This is a genomic window from Streptomyces sp. NPDC054841 (assembly GCF_053611045.1).
Genome location: NZ_JBSGZO010000178.1, coordinates 1 through 16096 on the forward strand (window position 1 = coordinate 1; position 16096 = coordinate 16096).

Consider the following 16096-nt stretch of genomic DNA (forward strand, 5'->3'; position numbering starts at 1 on the left):
GCAACAACCCCCTCAACCCCGACACCGCAGGCGACGGCGGAACCGGCGGCAACGGCGGCACCTGCATCGGCCTCGGCTGCGAAACCAGCACCACCGGCGGCAACGGCGGAACCGGCGGCAACAACTAACACCCCACCACACAACGCCACCACCACGCCACAACAGTTCGCGGTACGTCGACAGCCGCTGGTCAAATCCCCGCAACTGTGGAGCTCTTTTTGGTGACGACCGCACCAGGTTCGAAACAGCCCGCGACCTGAAGCCTTACGCCGGAAGCGCCCCGGTGACCCGTGGATCTGGCAAGAGCCGCCGTGTCAGCCATCGCCAGATCAAAAGCAGCCGCCCGGCCGGAGCCGGCCAGCGCGGAGTAGCGGCACGAGCGTGAGCGCGAACCCTCTTACTTATCGTGCTGTCGGCGCACCATCTCGGAGATCCAGGTAGGCGCGAACGGAGACGTGCAGCCCGGCGAAGTCGGGTAGTCCTTGAGCACCTCCAGGCGCTCACAATGTCGATTGCACGGGCGCGGTGCCCGGCATGCTCGATCCCGATCTGAGCCAGGCAGTGGTTCATCGCCCACTGCAGGCGATCCGGGGCGTCTTTCATCTCCGCCTCGATGACGTCGAGCAGTCCTGCAAGGTCGAGGCCCTCGGGCTTCTTCTTCACGCGTTCGGTGGTCAGCGCCCAGCCGGCGCTCGCGACCACTGGATCCGGATCGGCGGACCAGGCCAGGCGCAGCTCTTCCGAGTGCGGGTTCTTCTTCACCACGTAGTTCACGAGCCAGTCGTGCACCTTGGGCGTGCGCGCCTCGCGCAACATGACGTCCAACTCGTCACGCTCGAACGCCTTCGGGCGGCAGATCAGGATCGCCAGAAGTCTTGCCGCGGTGTCATCCGTCTCCCAGAGCCGGCACGCGAGTTCCTGCTGCGTCTTCAGCCGCTTCGCGAGCGCGCGCAGCTTGCTGAGGTTCACACCGTGATCGTCACCGTGTTTCTCGTTCACCTCGCGTGTCTTCGGGTCCTCGAGCTCGGCCAGCTCGACCATCACCTCGGCCACCATCGTCCCGGTCGGCGTTGTCTCGACCACCTCAGCCTCCAGTCCATCACGTGCGAGATTCAGCCTATGACGGAAGTCGGCCTCCTGTCGTACACGCCGGTTCGATGGCAGCCACCGAAACAAAATCCCGCGTCATCGTCGGTGATCAGGTGGATTCTCGAACCCGGCTTGCCGCGATCGGTCGGATTCGGTCCCGTCACTGGCTCCCTTTTGCGGCGCCGACGCTGACGCTGACGGAGTCGATCGCGCGTCGCGACCAGTCCAGCTCGCCGCGAGCACCGAGTTCATCCGGGATGACGCAGTAATGCCGGGCCCAGACCCGGTCCCGGCTCCACCGGGCGAAACACCGGTAGACCGTCTGCCAGCAGGGTCCAAAGACGGGCGGAAGTTGCCGCCACGAAGACGGCCGTCGTTGTCCACCGCGAGGGCGGTGAGCAGGTTGTCCGTCTGTTTCGCCATCGCCACAGACGCGCAAGGCGGGAAAGGTGGCTTGGGCGGTGGAACCGGGCCGCCGCCGGGCGGGATGGCCCGCTGCCCGTCGATGTTGCCTGCGGCGATGTACCGGCACACCAGGATCCACCCTGTCCTGCTCGACACCGGCACGTCCTGTTTCACGCCACAACCGATTGAAGTGGTGGACGATGCCGGGGACATCCACACCATCTGCGAGTAGTGACCCCAGGCACGGAAATTGGTTCCGGCGGCTGAACTGCTGCTGATCGGGGCATTGTTGTCGGCGTCGAACTTGGGCTTTTCGGCCATCCAGCTGAAGCTCACCGAGGGATCCAGCGCCATCATGGGACGTGCCGGGCCAGGGAAGGCACTGAAGAGGTTCTCTCCCTCGTTGCCGTTCGTGGCACGGCTGCTGTGGTGGAGTGCACCGCCCTTACTGGACGCAGGGTCGTTGGCCCAGGCCTGTGCATCGCAGGCGAGCTTGGGGTTCCATGTCACAGAAACCATGGAAAGGTGGGGGTTGTACTTTTGGACAGCCTCCCGGCGTGCTTCGTTGTGGGCATGGACGATATCAGCGGCATCGGCGGCGCCTATTTTCGAGCCCGTGCCGGGCGGGACGTTGGATGAAGGGCAAGTGGGGCTTTCTCATCGACGACAGGCGCCGGAGCGGCGCGAACCTGCGCGAAGGCAGCCGGTGCCGGGCCCATCATGATCAGGCCGGATATCATCGCAGCTGCTGTTGCAAGAGACTTCGGTTTCATCGGATACCCCGCCGATGCGGATGTCATTGATGGCGAAGGCGCGGATGCCGTGCTTGGCCCGCCTCGCGTCGACCGGACTTGCCTGAACTCGGCGCGGAGATCTCCGCTCGCCGAACACGAGTCATGGCGCGCCGGACGATGGGATCACCGTCCCCCGTTCGGCGCAGTTCGGCTCGCCCAACGATCACCCCATTACTCCACACGGGTGAATTTCGCCGACTGCGGTTGCAGTCGGACTGGTTTTATGTTCGGCCGATTCCCGTCGGCGCGCGTCCTCAGGACGGCACGATGCTCGACGCCTTCCACAGCCTGCCCGAACGCACCCGGGGCGTCCTGTGGCACGCCGCGATCGAGGCGGAGCCCGAGTCCGAGGCTGCCGCCCTGCTGGGCGTCGAACCCAGCGCGGTGAACAAGCTGAAGGCATCGGGCCTCAAGACGCTTCAGGAGGAGTACCTGCAGGCACACCTGCAACGCAACGGCAGCCAGACGTGCGCGGGCTTCCATCGCCTCATCGAGGTCGCCACAAGACCTGGCGACCTGCGCCGCAGCGTGGACGTGGAGCGGCACATGAACGCCTGTTCCTGATGCACCCTCAGCAGCTTCTCAAACCGGTCCATCCGCAGGCCCGTGAACGTCTCCACTCACACCGGCTCAGCTCGCAACACCCCACCTGTACAGGGAAGATGCCCAGCACCGAGCCTTCTGCTACACCCTTTTGCGTATATCTCTCTGATGGGTTGGTCAGTCGTCGTACGTGAATTCGTCGACCGGGCCGGTGGGCGAAGTGGCCACGCCGACCGTAACGGTGACGTCCACCGTCTTCGGTTCGTCCGCGTTCGACTCGTCGAGCAGCCGTGAGGGCGCCTTCGCCGTGATCACGGTCGGGGACTCGACGGTGACGTCGTGTGCGAGGTTGTGCTTGAACCGCACGACCGCGCCCGAGGCGAAGCCCGAGCCCGTAATGGTGACCTTCTTGAAGGCCGTCCCGTGATTCGGGTTGACGTCGCTGACCACAACGGGCGCGGGCCCGTCGTAGGCGAACCGCCCCAGCGGGACGGCGGGCGACGTGCCGAGCCGGTTGGTGACGCGGACGTCGACGATGCCGACTCCGTCGGGCACGATCGCCTTGATCCACTCGCCGGACGGGTCGATGACGAACTCTGTGCACGGGATCGGGCCGAAGTCGACGACGCTGTCCGGGGTGAATCCCGTGCCGTTGATGGTGACCTTCGTGCCGCCCTTCCCGGCAGTGGAACTCAAGCCGGTGACCTTGGGGCCGGGAGCGACCGGCGGCGCGCCCAGCAGGTACAGGTAGGAGAAGTTGGAGTGCTGGAACGCGACCTGGGCCATGAAGTCACTGGTGGTCTTGTTGACGAAGAGCGTGTCGTACGAGTCGTACGACGGGTTCCACCGGACGGGGTTGTCGGCATCGGGCTGGACGTAGGTGTTGTCCTTCTTGAGCAGGTCGATCTCCGTCAGGAGGAGCTTCACCGTGTCGTTCGCCACCGGGCCCTTGGCCTGCGGGTACCACTTCCTGGCGTCGAGCAGATCGGACCAGGCCAGCGGGACCACGTCGTACGCATTGACGTGGCGCTCGTGCAGGATCCAAGGCCGGGTGTCGACGTAGTCGGCGAAGCTCTGGAGGCCGGCGGTCGGGGCGGCGAAGGTGAGGAGTGCGAACTGCGGCGGGTTCGGCGTCCAGGTCTGGGCCTGAAGGTACGTGGCCAGCGTAGTGGCGATGCAGCCGCCCAGGCTGTGGCCGGTCACGTAGACCGTCGGCTGAGGCGTGGACGGCACGACCGCGAGGAGGAGGGTAAGTGCCTGCCTGAGCGTTGCGTTCACCGGGATGACGGCGTCCGGCCGGCCGGAGCCGTCGGCCTGTTCCTGCTCGCCGGGCACCCCTGTGATACCGCGCGCCGTGGCGATTTGCGTGAACGCGGCCATGGCACCGGTCGAGACGGCGATGTCCGTCGATCCGCCGGCCGTGAACGGCACCACCGTGCCGACGTCGAGGTCCTCCATCATGTCCGTCGGGTTGGAGACGGTGCCGCGGACGGACACGACGATCTGGTTCGAGCCGTCGGAGTTCCAGGCGATGTAGGCGAGGTTCGCGTTGTCCGGACTGAGGGCCAGCCACTTCAGCTGCCATGTGCCGCCCGTGGCGAGGCTGGGGTCTTGTAGCTGGGCAGTGATACCGGACCTGGCGCGCAGGGCCTGCTCTTCCCGGGTTTCACCCGACGGACGCGGGACCGCCGCCGTGGCGGCGATCGCGGCGAGGGTCATAGTGACCTGGGCGGTGGTCGGATCGGGCTGGGCCGACGTGGCCATACGTGCTCCTTGCGTGTAGGCGGAGCGGAGCGGGCCGCGGCGGCCGGTGTGTTCCGGCCTCAGGATGCCTCGGCACCCGTACCGTGCTGCGGCAGGTGGACACCACCCCTGCGACCGGGTTGGTCGCGCCCATCCTGCTTCGCGCTGCACCCGACCGGGACGTCACGGGCTCGCGGGCCGTCGGATTTTCAGGCTCCTGGCCCAGCGCCGCGTAAACAGTGCACCGCCGCAGCAGCCGCGGTTTCCCGCTCGTCGCCGCGTGACGCGAGGTCATGGTCGAGCATGCCTCGACCGTCCACGCCGTACGCCTCGTGGACCCGATCAGTGAGCTGACCGGAAGCCGAGAAGGAAAGGGCAGCCAGCGGGTGAGCGCCGCTCGGCCGGATGACCCAGCCGGATGCGGCGATCTTCCGAATCCCCGGCCCGTTCTGGCCCTGCTCCCGCACCATCCTCAGCACCCTCTCGAACCGGTCCATCCGCAGGCACGTGAACGTCTCCACCCACACCGGCTCAGCCCGCAACACCCACCACCCGTTTGTCCGTGCGCATGGCAATGCCACGCCACTGCTTGGACGGCGCGGCGAACGACAGGTCGTCGGCACCGGAGGCAACCGCGAGCTCGGAAACTCCGAGCACCGCTGGAACGCCGAGCAGTACCCCTGCGCCGAGCAGTACCGCTGTGATTGTGGGCGGCCGGTTCTCGCGCGGTCACGGACGTGTGGGTCGCGGGTGAAGCCGTGTCTCCTCCGGGTCCGCACGCGGGCCCGGTGGGCCTGCCGCGGGCCGGGCGCAGTTGCGGCCAGGCGCGCCTCGGCAGGCGGAAGCGATTTTGGAATCCCAGGGTCCGGGCAAGGCTGTTGGGTGTGATGCACACCACTTCGCCTCTTTCGAACTTTCCGGAGCTCCTCGCGTCATGTCGCTGATTCTGTCCGACCGCTTTGGGAGGCTTCATGGCATCGCCTGCACCGCTCGGCCCCAGAGGCGGCCGTCACCATGTCAGCGAGTTCCAGGTGAATTCGGCCGGTCGTCTCTTCGGGCGGTCAGCAGAGCTGGCGATCATCGAGGGACTCTTCGGCACAGCTGTCACGCGGGGTGCCGCGCTGATGCTGACCGGAGAGGCCGGGGTGGGCAAGAGTGCTCTGCTTGCCGCTGCGGCGCAGCGCGCGTCGGAGAAGGGATTCCGGGTTCTGCGGGTCGTCGGCTCGCAGTTCGACGAGAGTGTCAGCTTCTCGGCGCTGAACCAGGTACTGCAGCCGCTGGCCGAAGAGATTCCCGCCCTGCCCGCACGGCAGGCGGAGACGCTCCAAGCGGTACGAGGCCTTTCCGAAGCGCAGCCGACCGAACTGCTCGCCGTCTCGAACGCCGTGCACGTCCTGCTGTCCCGGGCCGCCACCGAGAGCAGCCCCCTTGCTCTGGTCATCGATGATGTGGCGTGGCTGGACCGGCCCAGCGCTGCGGTACTGGGAACCGTGGCCCGCTACATCAGCACCGGCTCCCTCGCCCTGCTGGCGGCGTCCCGGACCGGCGACGAGTCCTTCCTGAGCAGCACCGGGATAACCGTGCACGAGGTTCGCCCCCTCGACGACGAAACGGCGAACGAGCTGGTGACCGAGCGGTTCCCCGCCCTGGCGGCCAGGGTCCGCCGACGTGTCGTCGCGGAAGCCCGGGGCAACCCCCTGGCGCTGCTGGAGTTGCCCGCCACGCTCAATGAGGCCCAGCAGACGGAGCGCGGAACACTGCCGTCCGTGCTCCCACTGACCGAACGGCTGAAGAGGATCTTCTCCACTCGGGTCGGCGCGCTCCCGGACACCACCCGGAAACTGCTCCTGCTCGCCGTCCTGGACGGCTCCGGCGATCTGTACATCCTTCGGCAGGCCACGGGCGGTCCCGACGGCCTGGCCGGGCTGTGTCCGGCCGAGACGGACGGACTCGTACGGGTCGACACCAACACCGGCCGGCTGGTCTTCCGGCACCCTCTCACTCGCTCCGCGGTCATGGATCTGTCGACCAGCGCCGAACGCCGCCGGGCACATCTGGCGCTGGCCGGGCAGCACCCGGAAAGATCCGAACGCAGGGCCCGGCACCTCGCCAACGCGGTCGTGGGCCCCGACGACCACGTGGCCGCCCTCCTGCACGAGGTGGCCTACAACACCCTTCGTCGTGGTGACGCCGTCGGCGCCGTCACCACACTGCTGCGCGCCTCGGAGCTGAGCAGCACGGGGACGGCCAAGGGACGCAGGCTGGCCGAGGCGGCCTGCCTCGGTGCCAACATCACCGGCGACCTCCGCAACGTACAGGCGCTGCTGGCTGTCGCCGGCCGCGCCCACCCGGGCGGCACCGACTCCCTGGCGGCCGCCACGGCTGCGGCCAGCCACCTCCTCAACGGCGAAGGCGATGTGGACACGGCCCACCGCCTTCTCGTCGGTGCCATCGACAACCATGACCTGCCCGAAGGAGCAGACGACAACATCCTCCGCGAAGCACTGAGCACCCTGCTCATGGTGTGCTTCTTCGGCGGACGGCCGGAGCTCTGGCACTCCTTCGACAGCGCCCTGACCCGCTGTCGACCGGGTGCTTCCGATCCCCTGCTCCCGGTGATGCGGGGCGCCTTCGGCGACCCGGCCCACGCGGCATCGACCGTACTGAACGGTCTCGACGAGTTCATCGCCGGGCTCCATCGGGAGACCGACCCCACCCGCATCATCCGGACCGCCGTCTCCGCCGCCTATGTCGACCGCCTCTCCGGCTGCCGCAGCTCGTTGCGGCGAGTCGTCGACGACGGCCGGAACGGCGGTGCCATCACGTCGGCGATCCAGGGTCTCTTCCTGCTGGGAAACGACGCCTACGCGAGCGGGCAGTGGGACGAGCTCCTGGAGGTCACCGATGAGGGTCTGGGGTGGTGCGCGACGTACAACTACCGGCTGCTGGCCTGGTCGGGAGAGTTCCTGCGGGGTCTGCTGGCCGCCGCGCGAGGCGACAGCGGCACCGCGCGAGGAATCGCGGACCGCCTCGTCTCCTGGGGGAACCCCCGCGGGCTGGGAGTGCTCCGTGTCTACGCCTCCCACATCCGGGCCCTGTCTGCGCTCGGCAGCGCGGACTTCGACGCCGCCTATCGCCTGCTGGGAGCGGTGGGTACGCCCGGCGAGCTGCCGTCGCACATGCCGCACGCCCTGTGGCTTGTGCTGGACTTCATCGAGGCCGCTGCTCGTACCGGGCGCCACGGTGAAGCGGCCGCGCACGTCGAGGCGGTCAGAAAGTCCGGCATCCCGTCGATCTCGCCGCGGCTGGCCATGCTGACCGATGCCGCTGAGGCCATGGCCGGCCCGGACTTCCTCGACCATGATCTGTTCGAGGCGGCCGTCGCCGCGCCCGACGCCGGACGATGGCCGTTCGACTGGGCCCGGATCTGCCTGGCCTACGGCGAACGACTGCGCAGAGCCAAGGCAGGCGTCGAGGCCCGCGTGCACCTGGACGCGGCGCTCAGCACGTTCGAGCGCCTGGGAGCAGTGCCGTGGAGTGCGCGCGCGGCGAACGAGCTGCGGGCGAGCGGCATCCCCCTCACGACTGCCTCACCCGGCGAATTCCCGCACTCACTGCTGACTCCGCAGGAACGGCAGGTGGCGGAGTTGGCCGCCACAGGGCTGACCAACAAACAGATCGCTGCCCAGCTCTTCCTGTCTCCCCGGACCGTGGCCGCCCACCTGCGCAGCGTTTTCAGGAAGTTGAGCGTCACCTCGCGGGGCGGACTGCGTGACGCACTGACCGGCCTGCGCCGGCCACCGTTCAGCCCTCGTCGTCCGTGAGCTGCCAGGTCCAGTTGCGGCGTTCGTAGGCGACCTGGGAGCGGAGGCGGAGCATGTTGCGCAGGGACGAGTTGTGGGTCCCGGGAGCCTCGGCGTCCGTCTCGGCGATGAGCAGACGACACCCCAGCTCCTGGGCCACTCGGGTCCGGGCGGCCGGCAGGGTGATCTGGCCACCGCGCTTGCGTGCATGGGGCAGCACGGCGCCGGCGAAGATCTGCGCCGTCTCACCACACACGAACAGGGTTTCTGCTCCGACGAGTTTTCCGTCCAGCCAGGCGGCGAGGGGATGCCACCCCGAAGCGGACAGCCCGCCTGGGAGCAGGCGGGCTGCCGCGGGGGAATCAGCGTGTGCCGCGGTCGGCTCTCTCGATGAGCCGGGTGACCGCGCCGGGGTGGCTGATCATGACGGAGTGGGAGGCATCCGAGACCTCGACGGTGCCGCGGGCATGAGCGCGCCGGTACTCGTAACGCTGCAGGGCCGGCGGAATGGCCTTGTCCGCTGTCGCGACCAGTCCCCAGGAGGGAATGGTGCGCCAGGCCGCGGCCTTGGTGACGTCGGTGAAGGACGACGCGCTGAACGGCCGCTGAGCCGCCTGCATGATGTTGGTGACCGAGACGGGAAGGTCCGCGGCGAACGCGCTGCGGAACTTGTCGGCCTTGAGGTAGAGGTCCGAGCCGGTGCTGCCGTCCGGGTTCGGGAAGGCCACGGCCTCGACCGCGTCGGGGATCTCGGTCCCCGGATACTTGTTGATGAGCTCGCCGAGCTGCTCACCCTCGTCGGGCACGAAGGCGGCGACGCGAGTGCCTTGACGTTGGGGTTGCCGGCCGCGGCATTGGTGATCACCGCGCCGCCCTAGGAATGTCCGGCCAGGATGACCGGCCCCTTGATGGACTTGAGGAGGCTCGCCAGGTAGGGCGCATCGGTCGGCAGTCCCCGCAGCGGGTTGGCGGGGGCGACGACCGGATAGCCGTCCTTCTGGAGCTGCTTGATCACGCCGTTCCAGCTCGCGGACGCGTCGGCGAAGCCGCCGTGCACGAGGACCACCGTCGGCTTGGCGGTATCCGTCCGGGAGGGCGCCGGCGTCGCCGAAGCCGAAGTCGCCACAAGGGCGACCGCGGTGGCGCTCGCGGCAGCGGCGGCAACTATTCCGCGGCGTACAACCTTTTTGTGCATGGTGTCGTTTCTCTGCTCTCCTGGTGGTCGAGGGTCACGCCTGGTGGGCAGCGGCCTGCCGGATCAGCTCCGCCACGGCCTCCGGCTGGGAGACGTAGACGGCGTGGCTTCCGGCTGTCTCGCTCACGGTGGCTCCGGCTCGCTCGGCCATCGCGCGCTGCGCCGGCGGCGGGATCATCCGGTCGTCGGCCGCGACGAGGTACCAGCTCGGCTTGGCGCGCCAGGCGGGCTCCGTGACCGTTCCGTTGAGCGCGTCCACGCCCCACGGAACCTGCGAGTCGGCCATGAACTGCGCGTCCTCGGGCGGTACATCGCCCGCGAACGACGCGGCGAACTTCTCGCGGTCCAGGAAGAGGAATCCGCCCTGGGGTGGCAGGATCGGCGGCACGGGTGCGCCGGGGGCCGGGTTGGCGATCAGAGTGCTCACCGACTCGTCCTTGTCCGGCGCGAAGGCCGCGATGTAGACGAGCGCGGCCACACCCTCGTGCCGACCGGCTTCGGTGATCACAACTCCTCCGTAGGAGTGGCCGACGAGGACCGTTGGCCCGTCCTGGGCATCGAGGACCTGCCGGGTGACCGCCACATCGCCGTCGAGAGAGTGGGTCGGGTTCTGTACGACGCTGACATTGAAGCCGTCGCGGGTGAGGAGACGGTGCACCGGCTGCCAGCCGGAGCCGTCGACGAATCCTCCATGCACGAGAACGATGTTCTTCACGGAACTCATGTGGTTGCTCCTCGTTTGCCGGAACCTTCCGGGCAGCTACAAGCTAGGTCGCACCGTCGGCTCCGGCTTCGACCAAATGACCTAGTTATCGGGGCGGGTTCACGGTCGTCACGAAACGGGTCACCGCCTGGGAGAACGCCTCCGGCTCCTCGATGTGGCCGAAGTGCCCGCTGTTCTCCAGGATCAGCAGCTCCGATCCGGGGATCAGCCGGTACAGTTCCTCGGCCCAGCGCACTCCGCAGATGACGTCGTGGCGGCCGACGACGACGAGGGCCGGCACGCCGACCGCGACGACTGTCATCTGTGCGTCGTCGGAGATGCCGGGGACGGCCTCGAAGGCGGCGAGGACCTCGGGGAGTTCGGGGTGGCCGGCGTGCCGCGCGGCGAACGACCGGACCTGGCGCATGGCTTCGGCGGCGTGTTCGGGGCCGGTCACCGGCGCGCTGTCGTAGAGGACTACGCCGGCGACGCGTTCGGGCGAGTGCAGGGCGTGGTACTGGACGACGAAGCCGCCGTGTGAATGGCCCAGAAGGTGCACCTCGGGGACGCCGAGGTGCTCGATCAGTGCCCCGAGGAACCGGCTGTAGCGAGGCCGGGTGTAGCCGTGGGGGTGGGAGGGCAGGCGGCCAAAGGCGCCGGTGCCGATCGGCTCCGGGTAGACGACCGTCAGGTGCCGCTCCAGAGCGGGCATGCGCAGGTAGTCCCAGAGGATGCCCGGTCCGCCGGAATGCGCGACGCACACCGGTCCCGTGCCGTGGACGTGATAGCGCTGCACGATCCCGTCGATGTCGACGGAGTGCGTTCCGGTGGCCAGGGGGTCGGCCGACGGGGTGGTCATGGGGTCTGTCTCCGTGTCCGGTAGGTGTCAACGACACCGGCAGGACGCTGGAGACAGCACGAAGTTCGATACGGAACGCGTAACGGGCATCACACGGGTCGAATGGGCAGGAGCGGGCTGGTGGCCCGCTGCGGCCTGGGGTGGAACAGGCGCAGCCGGTGCACGCGGCCGGCGTCGTCCAGGCTCATGAGCCAGGCCACCTCGGGCGGGCAGTGTTCGGGGTTGTCGGCGGGGTTGAGGATGTCCATCTCCCAGATCGCGAGCGACCGCCCAGCCACGGCATGGATGAGGCGCTGCCGTACCCCCGCCTCGACGTCGCTGTCCATCGAGCGCACCAACAGGCTCCGGCCGCCCACCGGATCGTTCCCCTTGAGCAGGGCGACCTCGGGGGACCAGCGCTCGGTGAGCAGTCTGCCGAAGTGCCCGTTCTCGGCGGCAGCCAGTGTCTCGTACGCTTCCACGCGGCTGGCGCGGATGCGTTGCGCAGCGTCGTCGTGCGGGGCGTCCACCGTGTCGGCGAGGGCTGTCGCCAGCTTGGCGCGTCCCTGGTTGAGTCGGCTGCGGATCGTCCCGACCGGGACTCCGCAGACGTCGGCTATCTGCTCGTAGGACGTGACGGTGGTGCTGAAGTGACGTAGTACCAGGGGCAGTCGCAGTGCGGAGGAGAGCTCTTCCACGGCCTCCCAGATCCAGTCCCGCATCGCGTGCTGCTCCAGCCACCGCTCAGGACCGGCGTCCAGGGAGGGCACCTGCAGATCGTCGAGCGGCTGGGAGGGTACGGAGCCGCGCAGCAGGGAACGGCCGGTATTACGCACGATCATCCGAAGCCATGGGCCCACGGCCGTGGGGTCACGAACGTCGCCCACGCGGCGGAGGGCGGTCACCGCCGCGTCCTGGAGCACGTCGTCGGTGTCGGGACCCGGTCCCAGAATGTTCAGCGCCACGGCGCGCATGCCTGCCCGGTGCCGTTCCAGCAGCAGACCCAGCGCGGTGACGTCGCCCGCCTGTGCTGCACGCGTGAGCGCCGCGTCCTCGAGGAGTGCGGCTTCGTCCGCGTTCCGGCTCATGGGGTTCCTCTTCCCGTCTCGCGTCGTCCGTGTGACCGTACTGCGGGCGGCGCGGCGGCGTCACGGCTTGCCCTGACCGGCGTTGTGAGCGGCCAGGAGCCGCGCGACCTGGTCGTGGCCATCGACGAATGGCGGTAAGAGGCGGCTCTCCCACCGGAGCCAGGGTTGTTCGGGACGCCCACTCCCGTCGTGCTCAGGCTGTGAGGCCCCCGATCGCCACGGGAAGGTGGCGAGGGCCGCGCAGCACGGCGTTGGCGCGGTACGGCGGCGGGTCTTCGAGCAGCCGGAGGTTCTTGACCCGGCGGAACAGTTCGGGCAGAGCGAGTTGCGCTTCGATCCGGGCGAGCGCGGCGCCGAAGCAGTAGTGGATGCCGGTGTAGAAGCCCAGGTGCTCGTTGTCCTTGCGGTCGGGATCGAACCCGTCGGGGTTCTCGAAGCGTTTGGGGTCGCGGTTGGCCGCGGCCAGCATGAGCCAGACAGGTGAGCCCTTGGGGATGGTGACGCCGGCGAGGTCGATGTCGGCCAGGGCGACGTTGATCGGGACGAACTGGACCGGGGGCTCGTACCGCAGCACTTCTTCGATGAGGGGGACGGCCAGGTCCGGATCGTTCTGGAACCGCTGGAGGACGTCGGGGTGGCGCAGCAGGGTGAGGGTCGCGTTGGTGATCAGGTTGACGGTGGTCTCGTGGCCGGCGACCAGGAGCAGGATCGCGGTGGCCACCAGATCCGCCGGTGTCATGCTGCCGCCGGGGCCGGTTTCGGGGGCGAGGGCGCTGAGGATCCCGGGGCCGGAGTGGCGGCGTTTGGTGTCGATCAGGTCGGACAGGTAGGCGCCGAGCTCCTGGCGTGCCTGCTGGGTCTTCTCCTGGCCGGCGCCGCCGTGCTGGGGATCGATGCTGGACGCCACGGCGTCGGCCCAGCCGTGGAAGCGCGGTTCGTCCTGGCGCGGCACGCCGAGGACCTTGCAGATCGCTGTGACGGGAAGGGGGTAGGCGAAGTCGTCGACGATGTCGACCTGGTCCTTGCCTTCGAAGGCGTCGAGCAGCTCGGCGACGACTGCGGCCAGTTCTCCGCGCAGGGAATCGAGGAACTTGGGGCTGTGCGGGGGGCGAACGGCCGGTTCGCGGTGGCGCGCAGCCGGTCGTGTTCGGGCGGGTCGGTGAGGATGAAGCTCGGCGGCAGGCCGGTGTCCTCTTCCGGCCGCGCTAGGCGGGTGTAGCCGGGCGGGCGGTTGCGCGGGTCCTGGCTCAGCCTCGGGTCGTTGGCCAGACTCCGCACCTCGTAGTACGTGCTGACCAGATACGTGCCGTCGTCCTCCCGCCTGACCGGTGTCTTGCGCAGCTCCGCGTAGAGGGGGTACGGATCGGCTCGATTGGCGTAGTCGAGGATCTGCGCGGAGAGGGAACCGAGCGTCATGGTGTCTCCTGAGGCTCCGGGCGTGCCGCGAACGCTGTCATGACTCCCGTAGCACTGATGCCTCGCCCGCGGCCGACGCCACCCGTGAGTGCAGCGGGCCTGCCCGCCTTCGGAATTTGGAGGGCCGTCAAGCGCCGCGATGCTTCCGCGCACCGGCCTGCTCACCGAGCCATGACTCGGCAAAGCGTGTCCATGTCGCAACCTCGCCAGCCCCACGGGCAAGGCCCAGGCTGTGGGGGCCGTGAGGGAAGACGTGGACCGTGTGGGGCACATTGTCGGCAGCAAGGGCCGAAGCGAGGCGATAGGTGTGCTCAGGCGGAACGTACGGATCCTCCGCCGTGTGCCAGAGGAAGAACGGAGGAGACGACGGGGTGACCAGCGCGTCGAGCGAGGTCGAACGACGCAACTCCGGCGGTGCGTCCTCTCCCAGCAGAATGAGCTGCGACGGGCGGTACGTCTCGGTCTCCATCGATGTGATCGCGTAGCCGAGAACAGCGAACTGAACCGATGTCCTCTCGTCAGCGTTGGGAGCGAGAGCCGCCAGGCCCGCGAGGTGCCCACCGGCCGAGAAGCCCACGACCCCGATCGTGTCGGCTCCCTTGTCCCGCAGGCGCCGGATCTCGGTTTGAAGTGCCGTGAGGGGCGCTGGATGCCGTGCGTTGAGCGGATACCGGAATACGCTCGTCTCCAGGCCCAATCCCTCGAGCCACCCGGCAATCGGCTCGGCCTCGTGCTCGGCGTGCACCTCGTAGCCGCCTCCTGGCAACACGATCACATGCACAGACATCTCATCATCCCCTTTCCGCGACTGGGCGAACCGCTCGCGCACACGGGCCGAGTGAGCTTATCCGGGGCTCGCACGAAGCCGCCGCACGGACACGGCCGCACCCTGGACAGCCGTAGCGCGGGGCCTCAGCCCTTGCCGAGGAGTACGCGCACGGGACTGACGGTTTCGTCACTGGTGCAGGCATGGCCGTCGATGCCCCATCCGCCGGCCACCCTCGGCGGGCGCTGGTCTCGTCGGTTCTGGTCACCCGCCGTCACCACACTCAACCGCCAGGCCGACGCACCGAACTCATTCCGAAGCAGTCCGTTGCACAGGGAAGATCAAGCAACTGCTGGTGGCATGGGCGAGCAGGCGGTCCGCAGAGTCTCGGACCTCGGCCTGAGCGAGGGCTGTACGGCGGCCTCTGCTGATGACGGTGCCCACAGCACGGACAGTCCCGGTTTCCGCGGTTATCGGTCGCAGGAACTTCACTGCCAGGTCGAGTGAGGTGTAGCCCTCGCCCAGGGCCAAGGTGGACTGGACTGCGCAGCCCGCGGCCGAGTCCAGCAGAGTCGCGAACACCCCTCCGTGCACGCTGCCGATCGGGTTGTAGTGCTCCTCACCGGGCTCCAGAGAGAACACTGCGTATCCGGACGAGACCTCGTCCAGCGTGAAACCGAGGGTGGCGCTGACGGGCGGTGCCGGCAGCCGTCCCTCCACCAGGTCCCGCAGGAAGTCCAGCCCCGTCTTCTGACCGACGGCCGCGGCCGAAACCGCGGGGTCTTCCCACTCGAACGTCCGTGACCTGCCCATGACCCGACCCTTCCACACTGGCTGACTTCAATGTTCGAAGCTAGACTCTTCCTCATCTGGGTGTCAATCACGAAGCCAGGTAGCCCTAGGATGGACGCCATGGAATGGCTCGAGTTGAGTACCGAGAATTGCTCGGTCCAGCGCACGCTCGACCTGGTCGGGGAGAAGTGGGCACTGCTGATCGTGCGCGATGCCGCCCAAGGGATTCGCCGCTTCGACCAATTCCGCCGCCATGTAGGCCTGTCCGAGGCCGTGCTCGCCGACCGACTCCGCAAGCTGGTGGCGGCCGGAATCCTGCGCATCACCCCCTATCGCGAGCCCGGCAGTCGCACACGCAACGAATACGTCCTTACCCCGAAGGGTTGGGACCTGTGGCCGGTGCTGATCGCCCTGATGCAGTGGGGCGACATGTACGCCGCTGATCCACAGGGTCCTCCTGTGACCATGCATCACGCTGACTGCGGCGCCCCCATTCACCTCACAGTTGCTTGCAGCGAAGGGCACCACGACCTCACGTCGCGCGACGTCACCGCCTCAGTCCGCCACTCTGCCCGTCGCGCGGCTGTTGGCTGAGAGCCGGGCTGAGAGTCAGCGGCCCAGAAGCAGGGGCTGCCGAGCGGCGGAAGGTGTGTGGCGGCGAGGGCGGTCGAGGGCCACCCCATGACAGGGACGGCCGTTGAACCGGCCGGACACACCAGGGACCCGGCGGCGATCAAGCCGGTGGCAGGTTCCGTGCCGCCCTCATCGGCGACGAAGGCGACCAGCACGGCAGGTGTCTCACCGACCTGCCGGGACACGGTCCGGACCTCGTCGGGTGTCGGCTCACGGAACGACGGGCCGTGGAAGGCCGCCGCGGCCGATCGCTGCCGCTGCCTGCCTCGACGGCCAGCCGCCCTGACG

At 68.4% G+C, this 16096-nt stretch carries 11 protein-coding genes and 6 pseudogenes; 4 read left to right on the forward strand and 13 right to left on the reverse strand.

Annotated elements, in window-relative coordinates:
- Positions 1-256 precede the first annotated feature (256 nt).
- A complete protein-coding gene (locus tag ACWGI8_RS22965; RefSeq protein ID WP_453663525.1) occupies positions 257-385 on the forward strand; it encodes a hypothetical protein in 129 nt (42 codons plus the stop codon).
- 12 nt (positions 386-397) lie between these two features.
- Here the strand turns inward: ACWGI8_RS22965 and ACWGI8_RS22970 are convergent.
- The 3 pseudogenes from ACWGI8_RS22970 to ACWGI8_RS22980 form a co-directional block, all read right to left on the reverse strand.
- Positions 398-1056: pseudogene (locus ACWGI8_RS22970) on the reverse strand (DNA alkylation repair protein).
- Between the two features lie 134 nt (positions 1057-1190).
- Positions 1191-1453: pseudogene (locus ACWGI8_RS22975) on the reverse strand (IS5/IS1182 family transposase); the annotation flags it as partial.
- A 170-nt stretch (positions 1454-1623) separates the two neighbouring features.
- A pseudogene (locus tag ACWGI8_RS22980) lies at positions 1624-2100 on the reverse strand (CAP domain-containing protein); the annotation flags it as partial.
- Between the two features lie 455 nt (positions 2101-2555).
- Between ACWGI8_RS22980 and ACWGI8_RS22985 the strand changes: the two are divergent.
- The gene (locus tag ACWGI8_RS22985; RefSeq protein ID WP_453663507.1) at positions 2556-2852 is read left to right on the forward strand and encodes a hypothetical protein; all 297 of its coding nucleotides are present in this window, start codon (positions 2556-2558) and stop codon (positions 2850-2852) included.
- 156 nt (positions 2853-3008) lie between these two features.
- Here ACWGI8_RS22985 and ACWGI8_RS22990 read toward each other — a convergent pair whose 3' ends face one another.
- Positions 3009-4595 carry a lipase family protein gene (locus tag ACWGI8_RS22990; protein WP_453663509.1) on the reverse strand — a complete coding sequence of 529 codons (1587 nt, stop codon included), beginning with the start codon at positions 4593-4595 and terminating at the stop codon, positions 3009-3011.
- A gap of 416 nt (positions 4596-5011) precedes the next feature.
- Positions 5012-5119, reverse strand: a pseudogene (locus ACWGI8_RS22995) (IS5/IS1182 family transposase); the annotation flags it as partial.
- A gap of 426 nt (positions 5120-5545) precedes the next feature.
- Here ACWGI8_RS22995 and ACWGI8_RS23000 point away from each other — a divergent pair.
- A complete protein-coding gene (locus tag ACWGI8_RS23000; RefSeq protein ID WP_453663511.1) occupies positions 5546-8398 on the forward strand; it encodes an ATP-binding protein in 2853 nt (950 codons plus the stop codon).
- Here ACWGI8_RS23000 and ACWGI8_RS23005 read toward each other — a convergent pair.
- From ACWGI8_RS23005 to ACWGI8_RS23040, 8 genes and pseudogenes are all read right to left on the reverse strand, one after another.
- The gene (locus ACWGI8_RS23005; RefSeq protein WP_453663512.1) at positions 8379-8633 is read right to left on the reverse strand and encodes a hypothetical protein; all 255 of its coding nucleotides are present in this window, start codon (positions 8631-8633) and stop codon (positions 8379-8381) included. The two genes, ACWGI8_RS23000 and ACWGI8_RS23005, sit on opposite strands and share 20 nt — an antisense overlap.
- Positions 8634-8739: 106 nt before the next feature.
- Positions 8740-9572: pseudogene (locus ACWGI8_RS23010) on the reverse strand (alpha/beta fold hydrolase).
- Between the two features lie 34 nt (positions 9573-9606).
- Positions 9607-10296 carry an alpha/beta fold hydrolase gene (locus ACWGI8_RS23015; protein ID WP_453663513.1) on the reverse strand — a complete coding sequence of 230 codons (690 nt, stop codon included), beginning with the start codon at positions 10294-10296 and terminating at the stop codon, positions 9607-9609.
- Between the two features lie 85 nt (positions 10297-10381).
- Positions 10382-11134 carry an alpha/beta fold hydrolase gene (locus ACWGI8_RS23020; protein ID WP_453663515.1) on the reverse strand — a complete coding sequence of 251 codons (753 nt, stop codon included), beginning with the start codon at positions 11132-11134 and terminating at the stop codon, positions 10382-10384.
- Positions 11135-11223: 89 nt separating this feature from the next.
- A complete protein-coding gene (locus ACWGI8_RS23025; protein WP_453663517.1) occupies positions 11224-12201 on the reverse strand; it encodes an RNA polymerase sigma factor in 978 nt (325 codons plus the stop codon).
- Between the two features lie 193 nt (positions 12202-12394).
- Positions 12395-13617: pseudogene (locus tag ACWGI8_RS23030) on the reverse strand (cytochrome P450).
- Positions 13618-13744: 127 nt separating this feature from the next.
- On the reverse strand, positions 13745-14404 hold the full coding sequence (locus ACWGI8_RS23035; protein ID WP_453663519.1) for an alpha/beta hydrolase: 660 nt from the start codon (positions 14402-14404) through the stop codon (positions 13745-13747).
- 288 nt (positions 14405-14692) lie between these two features.
- A complete protein-coding gene (locus ACWGI8_RS23040) occupies positions 14693-15196 on the reverse strand; it encodes a PaaI family thioesterase (protein WP_453663521.1) in 504 nt (167 codons plus the stop codon).
- Positions 15197-15295: 99 nt separating this feature from the next.
- On the opposite strand from ACWGI8_RS23040, the gene ACWGI8_RS23045 reads away from it, so the two are divergent.
- The gene (locus tag ACWGI8_RS23045; protein ID WP_453663523.1) at positions 15296-15769 is read left to right on the forward strand and encodes a winged helix-turn-helix transcriptional regulator; all 474 of its coding nucleotides are present in this window, start codon (positions 15296-15298) and stop codon (positions 15767-15769) included.
- Positions 15770-16096 lie beyond the last annotated feature (327 nt).

Coding starts and splice junctions, on each gene's coding strand:
- ACWGI8_RS22985 (WP_453663507.1), top strand. CDS start 2,556: ATGCTCGACGCCTTCCACAGCCTGCCCGAACGCACCCGGGGCGTCCTG.
- ACWGI8_RS22990 (WP_453663509.1), bottom strand. CDS start 4,595: ATGGCCACGTCGGCCCAGCCCGATCCGACCACCGCCCAGGTCACTATG.
- ACWGI8_RS23000 (WP_453663511.1), top strand. CDS start 5,546: ATGGCATCGCCTGCACCGCTCGGCCCCAGAGGCGGCCGTCACCATGTC.
- ACWGI8_RS23015 (WP_453663513.1), bottom strand. CDS start 10,296: ATGAGTTCCGTGAAGAACATCGTTCTCGTGCATGGAGGATTCGTCGAC.
- ACWGI8_RS23020 (WP_453663515.1), bottom strand. CDS start 11,134: ATGACCACCCCGTCGGCCGACCCCCTGGCCACCGGAACGCACTCCGTC.
- ACWGI8_RS23025 (WP_453663517.1), bottom strand. CDS start 12,201: ATGAGCCGGAACGCGGACGAAGCCGCACTCCTCGAGGACGCGGCGCTC.
- ACWGI8_RS23035 (WP_453663519.1), bottom strand. CDS start 14,404: ATGTCTGTGCATGTGATCGTGTTGCCAGGAGGCGGCTACGAGGTGCAC.
- ACWGI8_RS23040 (WP_453663521.1), bottom strand. CDS start 15,196: ATGGGCAGGTCACGGACGTTCGAGTGGGAAGACCCCGCGGTTTCGGCC.
- ACWGI8_RS23045 (WP_453663523.1), top strand. CDS start 15,296: ATGGAATGGCTCGAGTTGAGTACCGAGAATTGCTCGGTCCAGCGCACG.